Origin of the sequence: Nocardia sp. NPDC019219 (assembly GCF_040632645.1) — a bacterium.
Lineage (GTDB): Bacteria > Actinomycetota > Actinomycetes > Mycobacteriales > Mycobacteriaceae > Nocardia > Nocardia sputorum.
Genome location: NZ_JBEYCG010000001.1, coordinates 647,369 through 666,838, shown reverse-complemented (window position 1 = coordinate 666,838; position 19,470 = coordinate 647,369). Strand labels below are relative to the sequence as shown.

The 19,470-nt window shown below is 68.4% G+C and carries 18 protein-coding genes; 6 read left to right on the top strand and 12 right to left on the bottom strand.

Annotated elements, in window-relative coordinates:
• Positions 1-8 precede the first annotated feature (8 nt).
• Entirely contained in the window at positions 9-572 is a 564-nt protein-coding gene (gene rfbC / locus ABZ552_RS03025) for a dTDP-4-dehydrorhamnose 3,5-epimerase (protein ID WP_281876651.1), read from the top strand.
• On the opposite strand, the gene ABZ552_RS03020 is transcribed toward rfbC, so the two are convergent.
• From ABZ552_RS03020 to ABZ552_RS03005, 4 genes are read right to left on the bottom strand one after another with little or no spacing between them, the layout of a single operon-like run.
• The gene (locus ABZ552_RS03020; RefSeq protein ID WP_357435332.1) at positions 550-1,584 is read right to left on the bottom strand and encodes an SDR family oxidoreductase; all 1,035 of its coding nucleotides are present in this window, start codon (positions 1,582-1,584) and stop codon (positions 550-552) included. The two genes, rfbC and ABZ552_RS03020, sit on opposite strands and share 23 nt — an antisense overlap.
• 5 nt (positions 1,585-1,589) lie before the next feature.
• Positions 1,590-2,240, bottom strand: coding sequence for a PIG-L family deacetylase (locus tag ABZ552_RS03015; RefSeq protein ID WP_281876649.1), 651 nt, complete (start codon positions 2,238-2,240; stop codon positions 1,590-1,592).
• Entirely contained in the window at positions 2,237-3,010 is a 774-nt protein-coding gene (locus ABZ552_RS03010) for a hypothetical protein (RefSeq protein WP_063019232.1), read from the bottom strand. Before ABZ552_RS03010 ends, ABZ552_RS03015 begins: the two co-directional genes overlap by 4 nt.
• Positions 3,007-4,290: a class I SAM-dependent methyltransferase gene (locus tag ABZ552_RS03005; RefSeq protein ID WP_281876646.1), complete on the bottom strand. Its 1,284-nt coding sequence runs from the start codon at positions 4,288-4,290 to the stop codon at positions 3,007-3,009. The genes ABZ552_RS03010 and ABZ552_RS03005 overlap by 4 nt, the downstream gene beginning before the upstream one ends.
• Positions 4,291-4,798: 508 nt before the next feature.
• Here ABZ552_RS03005 and ABZ552_RS03000 point away from each other — a divergent pair.
• The 3 genes from ABZ552_RS03000 to ABZ552_RS02990 all read left to right on the top strand — a co-directional run bounded on the left by ABZ552_RS03000 (position 4,799) and on the right by ABZ552_RS02990 (position 7,794).
• The gene (locus ABZ552_RS03000) at positions 4,799-6,259 is read left to right on the top strand and encodes a sugar transferase (RefSeq protein ID WP_281876644.1); all 1,461 of its coding nucleotides are present in this window, start codon (positions 4,799-4,801) and stop codon (positions 6,257-6,259) included.
• Positions 6,260-6,454: 195 nt separating this feature from the next.
• Positions 6,455-7,282, top strand: coding sequence for an alpha/beta hydrolase (locus ABZ552_RS02995; RefSeq protein WP_281876643.1), 828 nt, complete (start codon positions 6,455-6,457; stop codon positions 7,280-7,282).
• Positions 7,283-7,386: 104 nt separating this feature from the next.
• On the top strand, positions 7,387-7,794 hold the full coding sequence (locus ABZ552_RS02990) for a hypothetical protein (protein ID WP_281876642.1): 408 nt from the start codon (positions 7,387-7,389) through the stop codon (positions 7,792-7,794).
• Between the two features lie 84 nt (positions 7,795-7,878).
• On the opposite strand, the gene ABZ552_RS02985 is transcribed toward ABZ552_RS02990, so the two are convergent.
• The 3 genes from ABZ552_RS02985 to ABZ552_RS02975 all read right to left on the bottom strand — a co-directional run bounded on the left by ABZ552_RS02985 (position 7,879) and on the right by ABZ552_RS02975 (position 10,734).
• Positions 7,879-9,072, bottom strand: a complete 1,194-nt coding sequence (locus ABZ552_RS02985; RefSeq protein WP_281881235.1) for a glycosyltransferase — start codon at positions 9,070-9,072, stop codon at positions 7,879-7,881.
• A 160-nt stretch (positions 9,073-9,232) separates the two neighbouring features.
• A complete protein-coding gene (locus tag ABZ552_RS02980; protein WP_281876640.1) occupies positions 9,233-9,976 on the bottom strand; it encodes a lysophospholipid acyltransferase family protein in 744 nt (247 codons plus the stop codon).
• An 11-nt stretch (positions 9,977-9,987) separates the two neighbouring features.
• Positions 9,988-10,734 carry a lysophospholipid acyltransferase family protein gene (locus ABZ552_RS02975; protein ID WP_281919279.1) on the bottom strand — a complete coding sequence of 249 codons (747 nt, stop codon included), beginning with the start codon at positions 10,732-10,734 and terminating at the stop codon, positions 9,988-9,990.
• A gap of 121 nt (positions 10,735-10,855) precedes the next feature.
• On the opposite strand from ABZ552_RS02975, the gene ABZ552_RS02970 reads away from it, so the two are divergent.
• Together ABZ552_RS02970 and ABZ552_RS02965 are read left to right on the top strand one after the other, a co-directional pair.
• Entirely contained in the window at positions 10,856-11,776 is a 921-nt protein-coding gene (locus ABZ552_RS02970) for a hypothetical protein (RefSeq protein WP_281876638.1), read from the top strand.
• Positions 11,777-11,818: 42 nt separating this feature from the next.
• The gene (locus tag ABZ552_RS02965) at positions 11,819-13,357 is read left to right on the top strand and encodes a Rieske 2Fe-2S domain-containing protein (RefSeq protein WP_357435329.1); all 1,539 of its coding nucleotides are present in this window, start codon (positions 11,819-11,821) and stop codon (positions 13,355-13,357) included.
• A 51-nt stretch (positions 13,358-13,408) separates the two neighbouring features.
• Here ABZ552_RS02965 and ABZ552_RS02960 read toward each other — a convergent pair whose 3' ends face one another.
• The 5 genes from ABZ552_RS02960 to ABZ552_RS02940 all read right to left on the bottom strand — a co-directional run bounded on the left by ABZ552_RS02960 (position 13,409) and on the right by ABZ552_RS02940 (position 19,421).
• The gene (locus tag ABZ552_RS02960; protein WP_159849085.1) at positions 13,409-13,750 is read right to left on the bottom strand and encodes a calmodulin; all 342 of its coding nucleotides are present in this window, start codon (positions 13,748-13,750) and stop codon (positions 13,409-13,411) included.
• Between the two features lie 164 nt (positions 13,751-13,914).
• Entirely contained in the window at positions 13,915-14,940 is a 1,026-nt protein-coding gene (locus tag ABZ552_RS02955; RefSeq protein ID WP_281876636.1) for a MauE/DoxX family redox-associated membrane protein, read from the bottom strand.
• A gap of 54 nt (positions 14,941-14,994) precedes the next feature.
• A complete protein-coding gene (locus tag ABZ552_RS02950; protein ID WP_281876635.1) occupies positions 14,995-15,936 on the bottom strand; it encodes a DMT family transporter in 942 nt (313 codons plus the stop codon).
• A 44-nt stretch (positions 15,937-15,980) separates the two neighbouring features.
• Complete coding sequence (locus ABZ552_RS02945; RefSeq protein WP_357435546.1) at positions 15,981-17,513, bottom strand: MFS transporter; 1,533 nt, start codon at positions 17,511-17,513, stop codon at positions 15,981-15,983.
• 120 nt (positions 17,514-17,633) lie between these two features.
• Entirely contained in the window at positions 17,634-19,421 is a 1,788-nt protein-coding gene (locus tag ABZ552_RS02940) for a bifunctional diguanylate cyclase/phosphodiesterase (RefSeq protein WP_281919282.1), read from the bottom strand.
• Positions 19,422-19,470: the final 49 nt, after the last annotated feature.

The following is a 19,470-nucleotide window of genomic DNA, read 5'->3' as shown; positions in this document are numbered from 1 at the left end:
ATGTCGGTGTGCGTATCGAGCAGACCGACCTGGTCGGCGTGGTGGTGCTGGTCCCAGCGCCCGTCCGGGACGACCGTGGCCTGTTCACCCGGACCTTCGATGCCGCGGAATTCGACTCCCATCTGGGAATTCCGGGGTTCTCGGCCGGTTTCGTGCAGGACTCGCAGTCCCGGTCGCACCGCGGGGTGGTGCGCGGCATGCACGGCCGGTCCGGGCGCGGGGAGGCCAAACTGGTCCGCTGCGCGCACGGCGCGGTGCATGACGTGCTGGTCGACATCCGGCCGTCGTCGCCGACGTTCGGCCGGACGCAGGCGTTCCGGCTCGACGACGAGGAGTTCCGGCACCTGTACGTGCCACCGGGCTTTCTGCACGGATTCCAAGCACTCACCGACACCGCCGATGTGTGCTACCGCATCGATCGGCCGCACGATCCCGCCGAGGATCTCAGCGTCGCCTTCGACGATCCGGACCTGGCGATCGCCTGGCCGCTGCCGGTGACGGCGGTGTCGGATCGCGACGCGAACGCCGGACGATGGAGCCATCTGCGGGCTATCCTGTCACCGGCGCGGTGACCGCACGCAGTCGCGGGTCCAGAGCGCCGGACGCACGCAGCCGCTGCAGCCACGCGAGCCGCGTGAATCGCTGGGAGAACGCCTCTTCGGTGAGGCCACGCTCGGTGTACTCGCGGTAGAGCTCGGCGGCGCCGTCAGGCACCGACCACTGCGCCTCGAAACCGAGCACTGCGCGGGCGGCGGAGAAGTCGACCCGGTAGGAGCGGGGGTCGGCGCCGGTCTCCCCGGTGATCAGCAGTCGCGACCCCGGCACGGTGGCCACCACCGACTCGGCGATCTCAGCCACGGTGAGATTGTTTCGCTCCGTGCCGATGTTGAACGCCCGGCCCGCGACGGCCGACGCCGGTGCGGTGAGGCAGCGTTCGAAGGCCGCCGCGATGTCGCGGGCGTGGACCAGCGGCCGCCAGGGCGTGCCGTCGGAGAGCACCTTGACCGCACCGGTGAGGACGGCGTGTCCGACGAGGTTGTTGAGCACGATGTCAGCGCGAGGACGAGGGGAGAATCCGAACGCGGTGGCGTTGCGCAGGAAGACAGGAACGAAGTCGTCGTCGGCCAGCTCCGCGACATCGTCTTCGACGCGCACCTTCGACTCGGCGTAGGGGGTGATCGGCCGCAGCGGCGCCGACTCGGTCACCAGTGCGTCTCCGGCGGCACCGTACACCGAGCAGGTGGAGGCGTACAGGAACCGGGACACACCGGCTTCTTTCGCGAGCCGAGCCAGACGCACCGAGGCGCGATGGTTGATTTCGTGGGTGACTTCCGGCGCGAGCGCGCCCAGGGGATCATTGGACAGCGCGGCGAGATGGACGACCGCGTCGAAGCCGCGAAGGGCGTCGATCCGCACCGATCGCAGGTCGAGGCGCAGGCCCTCCGGGTCGCCGGCGAACGCACCGAGCAGGCAGTCGGCGAACCAGCCGGTGTCGAGCCCGATGACCTCGTGCCCGGCGGCTTGCAGTATCGGGACCATGACGGTGCCCAGATATCCCTGATGCCCGGTGACCAGGACCCGCATCGTTGTCACTCCTTTTCCCATGAGATCACGGCCTTGTTCACCACGAAGGCTTCGGCGTACTCGGTGCGGCACTGCACGCCGCGGATCCGCGCGGTGGCCAGGAACGCGGTTTCGTCGAACCAGTCGCGCCCGGTCTGCGACGGGTAATACCGGTGCAGCAGGCGGGATTTCCGCTGGACCAGTGCCGCGTCGACCGGGTGGAACACGGTCGGCGCCGGTGTGTCCACCTCAGCCTTGAGGATCTCGTAGCCGAGGATCAGGTGGTCGCGGAACTCGGTCGGCACCAACTCCGCGAGCGTGCGGTGATCCTGGTGCGCGTCGCCCGGTTGCGGGGCGAACACCAGGTCCGGTTCACCCGCACGGCGAAACTCCGCTACGGCCGTCTTGATCCGATCCCAGTGCGCCGGTGCGCGTCCGTCCGGGACGTCGAGCACCGTCAATTCCGGTGCCCGTCCCGAGCAGAAGGCGGTGAGCGCCGCCCGTTCTTCCCGCTCGCGCTCGGTGCCTGCGCCGGAAAGGACCAGAGCGCGCACCCGCATACCCGGATGGGCACTGGTCAGCGACAGCAGCGTGGCTCCCATGCCGATCGGGATGTCATCGCAATGCGCGCCGAGCAGGGCGATCTCGGCCGGCCGCGGGGAAAGCAGAGCGATCACTGCTCCCACACCATCCATGGCCGGTGTCCGCGGCGGTAGGCCGCATCGAGTTCGGCGCGCTCCTTGAAAGTATCTGCCGGTTTCCAGAATCCATCGTGGCGGTAGCCGAACAACCGGCCCTGGCCCGCGAGCGTCCCACAGGCGTCTTCCACCAGATCGCCACCTGGTGGCAGCAGGTCGAATATCTCCCGGCCGAGCACGAAATAGCCGCCGTTTTCCCACAGTGGCATATTCGCCACGGGAACGATTTCCTTGACCTCGCCGGTGGGGCTGAGGTCCACACAGTGGAACGACGATTGCGGTGGCACCACCATGAGAGATGCCACCGCCCCTGAAGCGTGGAACTGAGCGATCATCTCGTCCAGGGGAGCGTCGGTGAGGACGTCGGCGTAGTTGGCCAGGAAGTACTGGTCGTCGCCGAGGTGCTCGCGCACCCGGCGCAATCGCTCTCCGATGGCCGACTCCACGCCGGTATCGACAAAGGTGATCGTCCAGTCGTCGATATCGCTGCCGAGCAATTCGACCCGGCCGTTGCGGATCACGAAGTCGTTGGACGCCGACTCCCGATAGCTGAGGAAAAAATTCTTGATGTGCTCGGCGCCGTATCCGAGGCACAGGATGAATTCGTTGTGACCGTAGTGCGCGTAGTACCGCATCACGTGCCAGAGCAGCGGGCGGGGGCCGACGAGTTGCATCGGCTTGGGCACCATGTCATCGGTGCCGCCGCGCATGCGCATGCCGTAGCCACCGCAGAACAGGACGACTTTCATCGGCGCCGGTTTCCTTTCGACTCGGCTCCGGCCGGCCGGGTCGGCGCCGGTGACGCCGGGTCGACCACGTGCAGCTCGGGCAAGGGATAAGCGAGCTGGCCGCCCCACTCGGCGACATGCCGGAGCTGTGCGGTGATCTCGTGCTCGAGATTCCAGGGCAGCACCACGACCACGTCCGGACGATCGGCGTCGAGCCGGGACGGCGGGTGGATCGGGATTCGCGTTCCCGGCGTGAATCTGCCGTGTTTGTAGGGATTGCGGTCGACGGTGTACTCGATCAGGTCGGGCCGGATCCCGCAATAGTTGAGCAGTGTGTTGCCCTTGCCCGGCGCACCGTATCCGACGACGCGTCGGCGCCGGCGTCGGCAGTCGAGCAGGAACCCGAGCAGCTCATGCCGCACCGACTCGGCACGCCGCCGCAGCGATGTGTAGCCGTCCGCCGAGTGCAGTCCGGCGGACCGCTCGAGTTCGAGCACTTCCCGCACCCGGTCGCTCACCGCCGCCACGGCGGCATCGGGGCGCGCCCACAGCCGGATCGATCCGCCGTGCGTCGGCAGCTGATCGACGTCGACCACGGTCAATCCCGCGACAGCGAGCGCACGTTGTGCCGAAAGCACGGTGTAGTACTGGAAATGCTCGTGGTAGATGGTGTCGAACTGGCCGAGCCCGACCAAGTTGAGCGCATGGTGCACCTCGATGGTCAGCATGCCGTCGTCCGCCAGCAGGACGCGTAGCGCACGGGTGAATCCGCGCAGATCCGGGATATGGGCATAGACGTTGTTGGCGACCACAAGATCCGCGGGGCCGTGTTCGGCACGGATCCGGCGAGCCGAATCCTCGTCGAGGAAGGCGGTTTCGGTAGGTACGCCCGACTCGCGAGCCGCTGTTCCGACGTTGACCGAGGGCTCGATGCCCAGGCATCGGATGTCGCGGTCGACGACGTGGCGGAGCAGGTAGCCGTCGTTGCTGGCGACCTCCACCACGAAGGAGTCCCTGCCCAGCCCCAGCCGGTCGGCCGCGGTGTCGACGAACTCACCCGCGTGGCGGACCCAGCTGTCGGAGTAGGAGGAGAAGTAGGCGTATTCGGTGAAGGTCTCTTCCGGTGTGATCAGCGCCGGAATCTGCAGCAGCAGGCAGTCGACGCACACCCGCAAATGCAACGGGTAGGTCGGCTCGGGCAGGTCGAGCTGGGCGGCGGTGAGGAAGGATTCGCACGGCGGTGTGGCGCCGAGATCCAGAACGCTGGACAGTCTGCCGGAGTCACAGAGTCGACAGCGCACAGATCCGATCCTTTGCTCGAAACGTCCCGGCCCCGTCGGAACGCCTGTCGCGGCGCACGGAAGCGGTAGCTGCCCGGCGTATCACGAGATGCGCGCGACGAGAACGTCATTCGTGGTACGGGCCGCACTGTCGCGACCGTCAGCGTACCGACGGCAATATCGGCTGGATTACAGATAAGCGTTACAAACTGTGATATAGAGCACATTCCATATTCACCTTCATGGTGTTATTCCCGATGCGTATCGAGATCGGTCGCCGAGGAGATCTGGATCAGTTAACATCCCGATCGCGCTGCTTCGCGCATACGTTCTGATCGGCGAGAGACGTTGTGACACTTGCCGATCAAGTGCCGATGAAGCGCTCGGTAGAGGCGGTCGGGACGCTGCCGGGAAAGACGATCTCCGGATCAGGTAGCAATTCCACCGTTGCCCCAGGAGGGGTGTTCTCTTGATGAAATCCAAGGCTGTCCCGGAATGGAATGGGACCGCCGAATCCCCACGATCCTTCGTGGCTCCACCGATTACCGTCTCGACCCGTAAGGCCTGGCGATCGGAGTACGTACGTCGTCTCGCCATCACCGATTTCGCCGCCGTTTCCCTCGCCGTGGGGAGTGCGCAGCTGATCCGCTTCAATGGGAGTGGCGCTCCGCCGCTGGCCTGGGATCAGCCGTACCGAATCGGTTACACGGTGGTATCGGGCGCGCTCGCCATGGGCTGGTTCGCGATCCTCGGCAGCGCGGGTAGCCGCGCGCCGCAACTGGTCGGCAGCGGTGTCGAGGAATTCCGGCGGCTGATGTCGGCGACCATGCACCTGTTCGGCGTACTGGCACTCATGTCACTGGCACTCGAAATCAAATTCGCCCGAGGTTATCTCGCGATCGCCTTTCCGGCCGGCGTCCTCGCGGTGATCGGTGGACGACTGTGGTGGCGTCATCAGCTTGCCAGGGAACGCCGCCGGGGACGCCATCGTTCGGCCGTACTCGTGGTCGGCACTGCCGATGCGGCCGCGGCGATGACCGCGGCGTTCGCCGCGGACCCGGGCGCCGGCTACGACGTCGTGGGCGCCTGCGTGCCGGGTGGGCAATCAGGCGATGCGCCGCTGGCTTTCGCCGGCGGTACGGTGGCGGTCGTAGGTGACGACAGCGCTGTGCTGCGAGCGGTCCTGCACACCCACGCCGACACCGTCGCCATCGGTCCCACCCGGCATCTCGGGCCGACCGAGCTGCGCAGGCTCGCTTGGGAACTCGACGCGCTCGGCGTCGAGTTCATGCTGGCGCCAGGGGCAATCGACATCGCCATATCCCGGCTCACCAATCGGCAGGTCGCGGGGATGCCGATGATGCACATCGCCGAACCGCAGTACGAGCGGGCTCGATCGGTCAGCAAGACGGCCTTCGACATCGGCTTCGCGACAGTGTGCCTACTGCTGCTCCTGCCGGTGCTCCTGGTGATCGCGATCGCGGTGAAGACCACCAGCCGCGGCCCGGTCTTCTACCTGTCGGAACGCATCGGCCGATACGGCCTGCCCTTCCGCATGATCAAGTTCCGCAGTATGTACGACGACGCCGACCGGTATGCCGAAGCCTTGATCGCACAGCAGGGTGGAAATCCGGTCTTCTTCAAGATGAAGGTCGACCCCCGGGTCACGCCGGTCGGGCGGTTCCTGCGCAAGTACAGTCTCGACGAGCTGCCGCAGTTCCTCAACGTCCTGCGTGGCGACATGAGCGTGGTCGGGCCGCGACCGCAGGTGCGGCGGGAAGTCGACACCTACGACCACATGATGCGCCGACGCCTGCTCGTGAAGCCGGGGCTGACCGGCTTGTGGCAAGTCAGTGGCAGGTCGGACCTTCCGCTCGAGGACGCGGTGCGACTCGATCTGTCCTACGTGGAGAACGTGTCCATGAGGATGGACCTGCGGCTGATCGCGCGCACGGTCGGTGTCGTGGCGCGAGGTGAGGGAGCGTACTGACGCCTGCGGGGCGGTGGTCGCGAAGTGCCGACCATCGCCCGCGCTGGGGCGGGCTGCCGAGCTTCGCCGCCGTGAAATCCCTTCGTAAGCCGGATATCAACCGATCGGGCCGATCATGCAGGGAACGCACGGTGTCAGTGGCCGTATCAGGCGAGTGTCAGCGTGGTGTCAGGCCGGACGCCGACAGTGGTTCTCATGACGAACAACAGCACCTCCTCCACCGCTTCGAAGTGGACCGGCATGGTGCCGGTCGACGATACGGCCCTGGCCGTCACCGACACCGGCGGGCGCGGCATCCCCGTGGTCTACTGCAATGGCCAGTTCGCCACTCAGGGGTACTGGCGGCGGGTCATCGCCGAGCTCGGCCCGGAATACCGGCACATCACCTTCGACGAGCGAGCTCGCGGCAAATCGCGGCGTTCGGCGGACTATTCCTTCGAGGCCGCGGTCCGGGATGTCGATGCCGTCCTGGCCGCGCGTGACGTGGACCGGGCGTTGCTGGTCGGCTGGTCCTACGGGGCGGTCGTCGCGGCGCACTGGGCCGCCCGGAACCCGGACCGTGCCATCGGTGCGGTGCTGGTCGACGGCGCGTTCCCGTACGACTGGCTCGACCATGCCATGGAGCAGCGGATCCGCAAGCTGTTCAAGCGGCTGAGCTGGGTCATGCCGCTGCTGCGCCCGACCGGCCTGACCCCGCGGATGACCGCCGAACAGATGGCCGAAAGCAATATCGAACTCGGCAGGCTCTCCCGCGAACGGGAGCTGGGTCCCGTGCTGGACGAGATCAGCGTGCCGGTGCGGTATGTGGTCGCTTCCGGGACATCGTTCGGAAGCCGCGGTGACGAGCAGGAACGGATCCGCGCCGGCCTCGACGCGGTATGCGACCGCAACCCTGATATCCGCATCAGCGCGAAGGTTGCCAGCAACCACGGAGCGCTCCTGCGCAAGGATTTCCGCGCCATCGCCCAGGCCGTCCGCGAGACCGCATCGGCCCACGAGCAGCAGGGATCGCCGAGCCGCTGACCGACCGGCCGACCACCGGCCTGGGCGGCCCCGTTCGCCCACAACCAACCCCCGGCGCATTCGACCACGGATCGCATTTCCACACATTCCGAAGGAGAACCACCATGTCCGTCACCCTGACCGACCAGGACAAGGCCACCATCCGGACCGCCGCCTACGGCGCTGTCTCGCTGCTGGCCGCCGCTGACGCCACCGGCTCGCCCCACAAGGCCGCCACCCACGGCTCCATCGCCCTGTCGTCCGCGACCGGCCTGGTCGGGCACGTACTCGCCGCGAAGTCGAAGGACATCACCCTGAACGGCAAGAACGTCGCCGAACTCGCCGACCACGTGCTGCCCGCCCTCACCGCGGCGATGAACCTGCTGCAGAAGCAGGATCCGGCCGAGGCCGACAACTTCCGCAGCACCGTCCTCGTCGCCATCGACGCAGCCATCGGAACCCGCAAAGGCGCGCCCAGCCCCGTCCTGGCCGACATGACCCGCAAGATCACCGCAGCGCTCGACGCCGCCTGATCGGATGCCGGCCCGCACTGCCACAGCCTGTCACGGGGTCCGCACCGGGCCTCGTGACACGGCAGGGTGTGCAGCGGCGTCAGCTCAGCCGATCGCGTCGAGCAGTAGTTTCGCGGCCACCGTTGCTCCGTCCGAACGGATCATGCCGGCCACTTCGTTCGCGCGCGCTCGGGTGGTAGGCGCCAACGCCACGTCCAGAGCGGTAGACAAGGCCGCCGAGCTGGGATCCGCGTCGGCACATACCGCGCCGATGCCGAGATCGGCCACCCGGCGCGCCCAGTACGACTGGTCCATCATCTGGGGTACCACCACTTGCGGCGCAGCGGCTCGGGCGGCGGCCGTCGTCGTGCCCGCACCCCCGTGGTGGATGACGGCGGCGACCCGGGCGAACAGCGCCTGATGGTTGACCTCGCCGATGGCCATGCAGTCGGGAAGGTCGTCGATCAGCGCCAACTCGGCCCAGCCACGCGAAAGGAGCACACGGCGGCTGTGGGCGCGGATCGCTTCGATCGCCACCCGGGCGATGCCGGGACGCATCGGCATACTGCCGAACCCCACGTACACCGGTGGTGCGCCCGCGTCCAAGAACGCCGACAGTTCGGCAGGCAATGGGCGTTCGTCGGGCACGATCCAGGCGCCGGTCTGCACGACATCCAGACCCGGCGCTTGCGGCCATGGCCCCAGCACCGGGTCCGCGGCCAGCCATGGGGTCCCGGTGATGACGTGGTCGCGGACATCGGCTACCGGCGGCAGCCCGAGCGCTGCGCGGCCGGTGTCGAGCGCATGGCCGAACTGGGCGTTCCAACCGTGGGCGTCGATTTCCCACAGCAGCTGGTTGTCGATCGCGGCCGGTGCGGGCCGATCGCCCGGCAGCGGCATCGGCGGATGATGCGGCGAGGGCAGCGTGGTCGGCTGGTAGCTCACGTATTGGTAGTGGACGCCGAGCCTCTCGGCGACGGACCTGGCCGCAACCTGTGTCACGCCGGAGGCCACTACCGCGTCACATCCCGCGGCCGCTGTGGAGATCGTGTCGAACTGGATCGCGGGCCAGTCGGTTACGTACTGCGACAGCTCGTCGCGCGACGGCCTTCCGGCTCCCGAACCGGTCTTCAGCGGCCCCAGTGGCACCAGCGGCACGCCGAGGCCGGCGCATCGCGGCGCGCAGTCTGGTGGCGCGCACACTCGCACGTCGGCTCCGGATTCCCGCAACCACAGCGCGAGCCCCAACATCGGCTCGACGTCCCCCCGCGACCCGCTCGCCGTCAACAGCACTCGCACGTCTTCACCGACTTCCGTTGGCTGGATCCGCGCCTGCCCACCCGGTTCGAACGAGCTCATCGATTGCGCTCATACCGGCCATCATCGAGCCGAAGCGCCTACGGCGACGCCATAGTCGTTCCCACACAGGGGAATCGCCCTGTGCCGCAATTCGACGGGTTCACCGCGTCTTCGCGCGCCGCCGCCGCTCCATTTCCTCGCGTTCCAGCACAGCCGCCTCCGCGAGGGTCGGGGCGGTCCCGCCGAGCCGGGCGGGCACCCAGCGGGCGCCTTCCACCATCGGGTAGTCGCGTTGCGCGCGTTCCAGCAGTTCACTCATCCGAGTGCGCAGGGTGGCGGTGAGTTTCTCGGCCGGTTCGCCGGGCGGGATCGGTGCGCCGATACGGATATTGATCGGGAAGCGGTGGCGGCCGAGTTGCTTCGGGATGTCCTTGGTCCAGATCCGGTGCGCGCCCCAGATGATCATGGGGACGATCGGGACATCGGCTTCCACCGCCATCCGCGCCGCGCCGGATTTGAATTCCTTCAGTTCGAAGCTGCGGCTGATCGTCGCTTCGGGATAGACCACCACCACCTCGCCCTCGCGCAACGCGGTCACCGCGCGGGCATACGACTCGGCCCCGGCTGTGCGATCCACGCCGATCGCCTTGCAATGCTTCATGAGAAAGCCGACGATCCCGTGCTCGAGTTCGGCCTTCATCATGTACCGGACGTTGCGCCCCGACTTCCGCCCGACCAACCCGACCTCCATGAAATCGAGGTAGGCCGTGTGGTTCACGGCGAGCACCGCGCCCCCGGAACGCGGAAAATGCTCTTGCCCTTGGATATCGATGCGCAAGCCCTGCGCGAAGAAGATGGCGCGGGCCAAGCCGGTCAGGATGTCGTAAACCGGTTCCCGCGCCATCACAGCTCCCGTTACCCCGCCGCGTTCTTCCGCGCGGCCTTGGCCTCCGCTTCGGCGGCATCCATCGCGTCCGCCTCTTCCAGGGTAGGAGCGCTGCCGCCCAGCCGCGCCGGAACCCAGTACGCGCCGGGCTCGTGCACGTAATCCTTCTGCAGGTCCAACAGCATTTCCTGCATGGTCGAACGCAGCTCGGCGGTGAGCTCGGCGGCGGGCTCGAACGGCTGGATCGGCTCGCCGACCGCGATCGAGATGGGCGTGTTGGTGCGGCCGAGCCGCTTCGGGAAGCCCTTCGTCCAGACCCGCTGCGCGCCCCAGATGACGATCGGGATGATCGGCACCTCCGCCTCGATGGCCATGCGCGCCGCGCCGGACTTGAATTCCTTGATCTCGAAACTGCGGCTGATCGTCGCCTCGGGATACACGCCGACCAACTCGCCACGGCGCAAGTACTCCACGGCGGCCTGATAGGAATCCGCGCCCGCCGAACGGTCCACCGGGATGTGCTTGAGCGCGCGCATGATCGGGCCGGAGATCTTGTTGTCGAAGACGTCCTTCTTGGCCATGAACCGGATGTAGCGCTTCGGCGTGCGCACCGGCAGGCCCGCGTAGGTGAAGTCCATGTAGCCCGTGTGGTTCACCGCGAGCACGGCGCCACCTCGGGCGGGGATGTGTTCATCGCCCTTGACGGTGAACTTCAGACCTTCGATGAAGAAGACGGTACGGGCGAGGCCGATGATCGTCCGGTAGACGGGTTCCACAAGTCCGCTAGCGTAGTCGCTGCTCGTCCCCACCGGCAGTGCGCCGCCACCGCGCGCCGCGCCGCGACGAGGACGCACGAGCAGCCCCGACCGCACGCCTTGAGAGAAGAGGATCGTCGAAGTGGAACGCGCCCGATCGGTACCGCGCGAGTACGACCCCGGTGCAGCACACGAGCGGAACCGGACCTCGGGCGGGCGAGCGGCCCGCGGTGCGCTGGCCGGCGGAGTCCTGATCGCGGCGCTCGCCCTCACCGGTTGTGACTCCGTCGTCGGCATCCCGGACGAGAGCGCCCCGCAGGCGGCGGGACGCACGACACCACCGGCCGCCATTCCCGCCGCGCCCCCGCCGAGCACCTCGGCGTTGCCGCCGGTCCCCCCCGACGCGCCGCCGGTCGGCGCGGTCGACGGACTACCCGCCGCCGCCCCCGTGTTGCAGCGCTGGGCCGCCGACCTGCGCTCGCACACCCTCGCCGAGATGCAGGACAAGTGCTGGACCGTCGCGCCGAAGAACGTGGCCGACATGTACGCCGACCAGCAGGCCGTCCTCACCGCCTTGGCCCAGCCCGGCGCTGCGACCGAGGACGCCGTGGTGTGGAAGGGCGCCGACGCCACGGTCGCCGTCCGGCGCGCCGAGCTCGCGACCGGCTACGCCTGCCCGCGCGTCGCCACGGCGGGCTCGGAGATCGCCTACGACGACGCCGACGCCCGCCACACCGTGCGCCGGTACCTGTCCCGGTTCGTCGGCACTCCGCTCGACCCCGCCGACAAGGAAGGCGACTACCCTCTGATCTGTAAGGCGTCCCCGGCGACCTGGGACCCCAAAGGCACCGGGCGTCCGAGCCCCGCGCCGCTGGCGAACAACCAGGGCGCGCTCACCGGGGCCACCGAGTTCGCCGACCAGCAGATCCGGTCGGAGCAGGTGAACACCGACTACATCGCGGTGCTCGTGCCGGTGACCAACTCCTCCGGTGTGACGCAGACCCGCACCTTCACCTTGCGCTCCGGACCGGACGGCTACTGCATCGGCGACATCTCGCCGTAACTACTACCCTGGTTGGCTGGTAAACAGCAGGAGGAGCAGCTAGTGCAGATCACCAGCGTCGGACACGCCGGATTCCACATCCGCACCGCGGCCGGGTCGATCCTTTGCGATCCCTGGGTGAACCCCGCGTATTTCGGTTCGTGGTTCCCGTTCCCCGACAACACCCAGCTGGACTGGGACGAGCTGGGCGCGTGCGACTTCCTGTACGTCTCGCACCTGCACCGCGACCACTTCGACGCGAAGACGCTGACCGAGCACGTGAACAAGGACGCCACCGTCCTGCTGCCCGACTATCCCGTGCCGGACCTGCGCCGCGAGCTCGAGCAGCTGGGCTTTCACAAGTTCTTCGAGACCGAGGACTCGGTCAAGCACACGGTGACCGGCCCCGGCGGGGACCTGGACGTCATGATCATCGCGCTGCGCGCCCCGGCCGACGGCCCGATCGGCGACTCCGGGCTGGTCGTCTCCGACGGCGAGACCACCTGCTTCAACATGAACGACGCCCGGCCGGTCGACATGGACGTGCTGCACGACGCGTTCGGCCACGTCGACATCCACTTGCTGCAGTACTCGGGCGCGATCTGGTACCCGATGGTCTACGACATTCCCGCGCGCACGAAGTCGAATTTCGGCAAGCAGAAGCGTCAGCGCGGCATGGACCGCGCGCGCAGCTACATCGAGCAGGTCGGCGCGACGTGGGTGGTGCCGTCGGCGGGCCCGCCGGTGTTCCTGGACGACGAGCTGCGCTACCTCAACGACGACCGCGGCGACGAGGGCAACATCTTCCCGGACCAGAAGGTGTTCCTCGAGCAGATGGAGATCCACGGCAATGCCGGCGGAATCCTGATGATCCCCGGTTCGGTCGCCGACGTGCGCGGCGCCGAGCTGACGCTGACCCATCCCAGCGACCCGGCCGAGATCTACGACAACAAGGCCGAGTACATCGAGCGGATGGCCCAGCGTCTCGCGCCGGTGCTGGAAGCCGAGAAGGCGACCTGGGAGCGCGGCGACGGCTCCCTGCTGGAACCGCTGCAGAAGCTGTTCGAGCCGATCATGGCGCAGAGCGATGTGATCTGCGACGGCATCGGCTACCCGGTCGGCCTGGTGATCGGGGAGGAAACCATCGTGCTGGACTTCCCCAAGCGCACGGTACGCGAGCCGATCGAGGGCGAGGGCCGCTACCGCTACGGCTTCCGCATCGCGCCGGAACTGGTGCGCACGGTGCTGCGCGACCGGGAGCCGGACTGGGTGAACACCATCTTCCTGTCCACCCGCTTCCAGGCGTGGCGCATCGGCGGGTACAACGAATTCCTCTACACGTTCTTCAAGTGCCTCACCGACGAGCGGATCGCCTACGCCGACGGCTGGTTCGCCGAGGCGCACGACGATTCCGCCTCCACCGAGCTCAGCGGCTGGGAGGTGCAGCGCCGCTGCCCGCACCTGAAGGCGGACCTGTCGAAATTCGGTGTGGTGGAGGGCAACACGCTCACCTGCAACTTGCACGGCTGGCAGTGGGACCTGGAGTCGGGACGGTGCAAGACGTCCAAGGGGCACGAACTGCGCTCGCGCAAGCTGGACTGACCCCAGACTTCCGGCCGGCGATTCCGCCGGCCGGAAGCATTTGCCAGGAGATTACCTGTCCGCAACCTCACGAGTCATCTTCGACGACCACGGACACCAGAAGCAGCCCGGCAGGAACGCGCCGCACGCTTCGTCCAGGTGATCCTCGACGTACATGATGCTGGCGTCACAGACCTCGATCGCCATGGTGAAGAAGGTGATGGTGTCCGGGTCCAGATGGAAGCTCCAGCCGGGGTTGTAGGGAGCCGGAACCTTCCTGATCCGTCCCATGACGTGTACCGACATCTGCTCGTCACCCGACAGGATGCGGCGGGCTTCGGCGATCCGCTGTTCGTTGGTCAGCTGGATGATGAACTCTTTGCCGGAGTAGTCGGTGAATGCGAAGAGCGCCATGTCTTTCCCCTCTGTCGATGGGTCTGGTCGATGGATGGCGAATTCCGCACCGGTGCGACTCGATCCTATCGGCGCACCGCCAGAAATTAGCTAGAAATTAGCCAACCGATGGATAACCGAACCGCGGTCGGTCTCGACGGCAGGAAAAGAGGTACGCCCCGAAACTAGCGGGCCGCGCCGGCCGGGATCCTGTCGCGCGCGGGCTCGCGCGACGCCGGTCGCACCGTGCCGATCAACTCGCGGATCGCGATCCCGCCCCTGGCCACCGGCGCGGCGACGCGCCCGTCGGGATCGATCAGCACGGCGGAAGGCGTACCGCGCACCCGGTAACGCAAGGCCGCCTCGTTGCCCTGCTGCACCAGCGAGGGAATATCGCCCAACCCGTGCTCGATGCCCCACGCCGCCTGTTCGGCGGCATCACCGTTGCCGACCGCCACGATCGCCAGGGCGTCACCGGTTCGCGCGCGCCAGCGGGGCAGTTCGCGGGCCAGCGCCGCGCACAGTTCGCACCCGGGGTGCACGAAGACCAGCAGCACCGACTTCGCCGCGCTCAGCAGATCCTCGAGCGTGGTCTTCGCTCCATCCGGGCCGAGCAGTTCGAACTCCGGCGCCACCGCGCCGACCGGCAGGCCCTCCGCGCCCAACGTGGACAGCGCCTGCTCGTCCACCCGGCGGCGCAGGATCCGAAGCTGTCCGGCGAGCCTGATCAAAACCGCGACCAGCACCGCGACTACGGCACAGCCGATCGCGTCATCGGCGGGCAGGTCCATCGGCACCCGTGGATGGGTCTGCGAGCCGATGCCGACCAGCACGGCGAGCACTGCGAAAAGACCGTTGCGCACCAAGATCTTCGGCCCGATCGGCGTGGCGCTCGCGGCGCCGAAGCAGGAACAGGAAGGGTGCTCGCCGCGCCGCAGCAGGCGCGCGATCACCGCCGTGAACACAGCGAGCAAAACCAGCACCGACAGCGCGGCCACGCCGGAAACCCCGGGAATCAGCACCGCTACCGCGATGATCGCCTCCGCGATGGACAACGCCCATGCCACCGCGGGCACCCAGCGCAGCGGCACCCCGAAGTCCCCCACCGCCTGCCGCGTCGCGCTCCGATCCGCCAGCTTGCCCCACGCCGACAACCCGAACACGACAGCCAGACCCAGCCGCGCAACCCACACCCCGTATTCGATCAGCATGAGCGCACCATTCCACACTTATGCGGTTTACGTATGAATGCGCGGCGAGTGTCCTCAGGACTGCGACCGAGCGGCGACGGCGACCGCGACCAGAGTCAGCGCACAGCCGACGACGGCGGTGATCGACAGTCCCGCGCTGGTCGGGGCGAGTACGTCGAGAATCAGAGACGCCAGCAGCTGCCCTGCCACCGAGGTGAGCCCGAGCAGCAGGACGCCGATCCAGCGGACGGTCAGCGCGGCGAGGGCGATGAACGCGACGCCGATGAATCCGCCGAGATACAGCCACGGCTCGGCCGGAAATTCGGCCGGGCCGCCGGAAGACACGATGACCAGCCCCTCGATGACGAGCAGGGCGGCCAAGCCGACGCCGAAATTCACCAGCGCCGCCGTCAGCGCTCCGCCGACGGCGCCCACCTTGCCGTTCACCGCCTGCTGCCAGGCCAGCCCGATGCCGGCCAGCGCGGGCAACGCGATCAGCAGCACGGTCGGCGTGCCGCGCAGCGCCTCGGGCACGGACAGACCACCGGCGGCGCGGGTGTGCCCGACTCCGGCGATCAGCACGGCGACCACGCCGAGTGTCGCCCCGACGAGGCGCACCGCGGTGACCGGCGTGCGTCCGCTCGGGCCGAGGCCGAGCCGGTCGACCGCCAGGCTGCTGAGCAACTGCCCGGCGACGGTCGCAACGGTGAACGCGGTAACGCCGATGGCGGCGACGGTGAGCCCCTGGCACGCGACGAAGAACGCTCCGCACAGACCCCCGAGCAACTGCCAGGGCCGCAGCGCGCCCGCGGACAACGCCCGCCGCACTCGTCGCCCGCCCTCCCGCAACCGCCCACTGACCGCGAACGCCGCCGCGAGCACAACCAGCCCCACCCCGAAACTGATCGTCGCCGCGGCGATCCCATCCGCCAGCCGCGCCCCCAGCGCACCGTTGATCCGCCCCTGCACCGCCACCCCGGCACCGATCCCGAACCCGAACACCAGCCCCAACCGCACTCCCGCACGCTACCCAACCGTCGCGAGCGGCACATGGTTGCGCGTCAGGCGGCGCGGGATGGGAGCCAGCGGGGGGTGCGGGTGGCGATGGCGAGGAGGGACGCGCCCAGGAGGGCCAGGAGGGTGGAGATGGAGGCGTGGAGGGCGACCAGCGCGGCGAAGCCGAAGACCGCCAGGGCGAACACCTCGCCGAGCAGTCCGGAGACCGAGGTCACGGTGGCTCGGGCGGGGCCTTCGATGGCGTCCTGGAGGCGGGCGGCCGCGACGATTCCCGCGTTGTAGACGATGCCGTAGGAGACGCCGATCGAACCGAAACCGAGGCCGGTGAGCAGGTAGACCGCGTCCGGACGGCCGGTCGCGAGACCGGCGATCAGCGCGCCGCCGAGAAACAGCACGCCGGCGGCGGCCACCGCGATCGACATCGTCCGGCCCGACATCCCCTCGGTGCGCCCCGCCAGCACCGAACCGGTCAGTGAACCGAGCACGGTCAGACCGACCAGCAGTGGCACCACGGCTGTCGAGACCCCCGATTCCTCCGCGAGCAGGGCGAAATACTCGTCGAACGCCGTGATCCCGAACAGCAGCGCCTCCAGCAGCACGCCGTAGCGCACGACCGGTACCCGAACCGCTTCGCCCACACCGGCCTTCAACATGGCGAGGTAGCGCGCGAACGGGCCGGGATGTCGCGCAATCTGTTCGACCCCGGTTCGCTCGGGCATGCGATCCACAGAAGCCTCCCCGGCAACGTGGGCACGGGCAGCGGCGAAATCAGCGGTAGGCGGTGCCCCGACGGCGCGCGGCATCCGACCGCCGTCGTCGTGATCGCTCGTGAGCGCCGGATCGTTCGGCCGTATCCCGTCCCACCCGTTGGATACCGCCACGGAACCACGTCCGTCCGCCTCCGCGCCGGGAGCCCACGCCCCGACCGGGCCGGAGTTGCCCACGTCATCGGCCGACATCGACACGCGCGCGGGAACGACCGACTCTTCCTCTTCCAGGTCGTCCACATGCACTGCGGACACCGCCTTGGGCGCGGTGGGCAGCGCCAGCGCGATCAGTGTGTGCACGGCCGCGACTGCGACGCTGGCCCAACCGACCAGGGCGTAGCCGCCGTAGAGATACAGGGGCGTCGCCGCGACGATCGCGATGACGACGGCGACTTCCGCGCCGGCCCGGGTGTAACCGAGGATGCGCGGGTAGGCCGACGATTCGCCCCGGGCGGCGAGGTCGTCGTACAGCAGCGCCTCGAAGGTGCCGGAAGCCAGCGCCCCCGAGGTTCCCCACAGCACGAATCCGGCGGCGAAACCCGCGAACGAGGGCGCCGCCGTCCACAGTGCGAAGCCTGCCGTCAGCAACGCACCGCTGAGGACGAGCAGCCCGCGCCGCGAGACCGTGTCGGCCCAAGCACCGGAGGGCACCTCGAGCAGGAACGACGTCGCCGACCAGAGCGCGAACAGCGAAGAGATCTGCCCCGTGCTCAGGCCATGGTCGGCGAACAGCAGGGCGTACAGCGCGTACAGCGGAATCAGTTCACCGATGCTCTTGAAGAGCACCGCCCGAACCGTCAGCGAGCGCAGGCCGATGGTACGTGTGCTATCCGCCCGGGAAGGGCGCAGCGATTCGGCGAATCAATAGGCGTAGACGAGCAACCGCATGTCGATCAGCATGCGCACCGTGGGCCCGCGCGGTCAAGCGAATTACGGCAGCGGTACCCAGCCGTTGGCGGCCACCGAGTCTCCGTCACCCAGTTCCCCGTCGGCGACGCCGGATCCGATCCGGCCCTTGTTCTCGTTGAGGTCACTGATCAGCTCCGACACCGGGTGCGAGTCGCTGTAGTGATAACCCTGCGCGAGCGCGAAGCCGAGTTCGGTGAGCACGGCGGCTTGGTACTCGGTCTCCACACCCTCGGCGATGACCTGCAGGTCCAGCGCGTTGGACAGGGCGGCGATCACGCCGAGCAAGGGCGGCGCGGGCGAGTCGGAGCGGATCGCGGCGACGAACGACTGATCGACCTTGAGGATGTCACTGGGCAGGGTGGCGAGTCGGCTGAGCGAGGAGTAGCCGGTGCCGAAATCGTCGATGGCGATGCGCACGCCCCGGTCGCGCAGGAGGTGCAGATTCTCGATCGCGGTCTGCGATTCGGCGGCCAGCTCGCTCTCGGTCACCTCGAGCACCAGCTGATCGGCGGGCCATCCGGTGGAGGCGAGGATGCCCGCCACCCGGTCGGCGTAGCCGGCCTCGGCCAGCTCCAACCCGCTGACGTTCACGTTCAGCGTCAGATCCAATTGCGCGAAGGTCTCCTGCAACCGCGCGGCGTCGGCGCAAGCCCGGCGCAGCACCAGCTCGTCCAGATCGGCGATGAGGTCGTACTCCTCGGCGACGCGGATCAAGCCCTCGGTGGTGACGTCCGGCTGCGCGCTGGACGACCAGCGCAGCAACGCCTCCACGCCGACTGCCTTGCCGCCGCCTTCGGTCAGGCTGACGATCGGCTGGTAGTGCACGTCCAGGGCGCCGCGGTCGATCGCCTCGCGCAGTTCCACCGCCAGCGGCAGCTGCCGGGAAGACTCCAGCACCGTCCGGTTGCGCCCGGCCTGCTTGGCCCGGTACAGACCGACGTCGGCGCGGCTGACCAGCAGCGACCCGGACTCGCCCGGCTGCCAGGAGGTCACACCGGCCGAACAGCCGGTGGTCACCGCCGCGCGCAGCTGTTCGGTGAGCAGGATCGCGGCCTGTTCGGTGGTGTTCGGCAGCAGCAAGGCGAACGCGTCGCCGCCGTAGCGGGCCAGGCGCTGCTCGGGAGTCAGCAGTTTCGACCAGGTGTCGGCCACCCGCTGGAGGACGGCATCACCGGCGCGGTGCCCGAGATGGTCGTTGATCTTCTGGAAGCGGTCGAGGTCGACCAAGACCAGCGCGAGGCCGTGCCCGGACCTGGTGGCCTGCTGGATCGCGGTGTTCAATGCCCGGTCGAACCCGCGCCGGTTGAGCAGACCGGTGAGCACGTCGATGTCGGCTTCGGACGCCATCCTGGTCAGGATCCCGACCACCACGCCCACGCCGAAGGTCACCCCGGCCGGGATCAGGCCGGACCACCACGGCAGCCCGGGACTCACCGGCCGCGCCGGCAGCACCCATAGGCACAGCGCCAAAGCGAAGGCGATATGGGCGGCGGCCTGCGACCAGGCGAAGAACAGCGCCGCGTCGCAGGCGATGAACACGTAGAACGCCGCGAGACTGATCGCGCCCACCGTGTTGGGGAACGAGTGCACCGCGATCGTCACCAGCACCGTCGCGATCGCGACGTAGACGTGGTGGATCGAATGCGGCAGTCGCGGCCCCCAGGCGAGCAGCGTCAGGCCGAGCACCAGCGCTACCGCTGCCGCCCCACCTACCAGCGGGCGATTACCCTCCTCACCAGGGGCGATGGCGGTGATCAGCAGACCGAGCACCCCGCCCATGACGTAGAACGCCCCGGTAGTCCGAGCCATGACCATTGCCGTCGCCAGCGCAGACGCGGCCCGCACCCGGGTTCGGGTA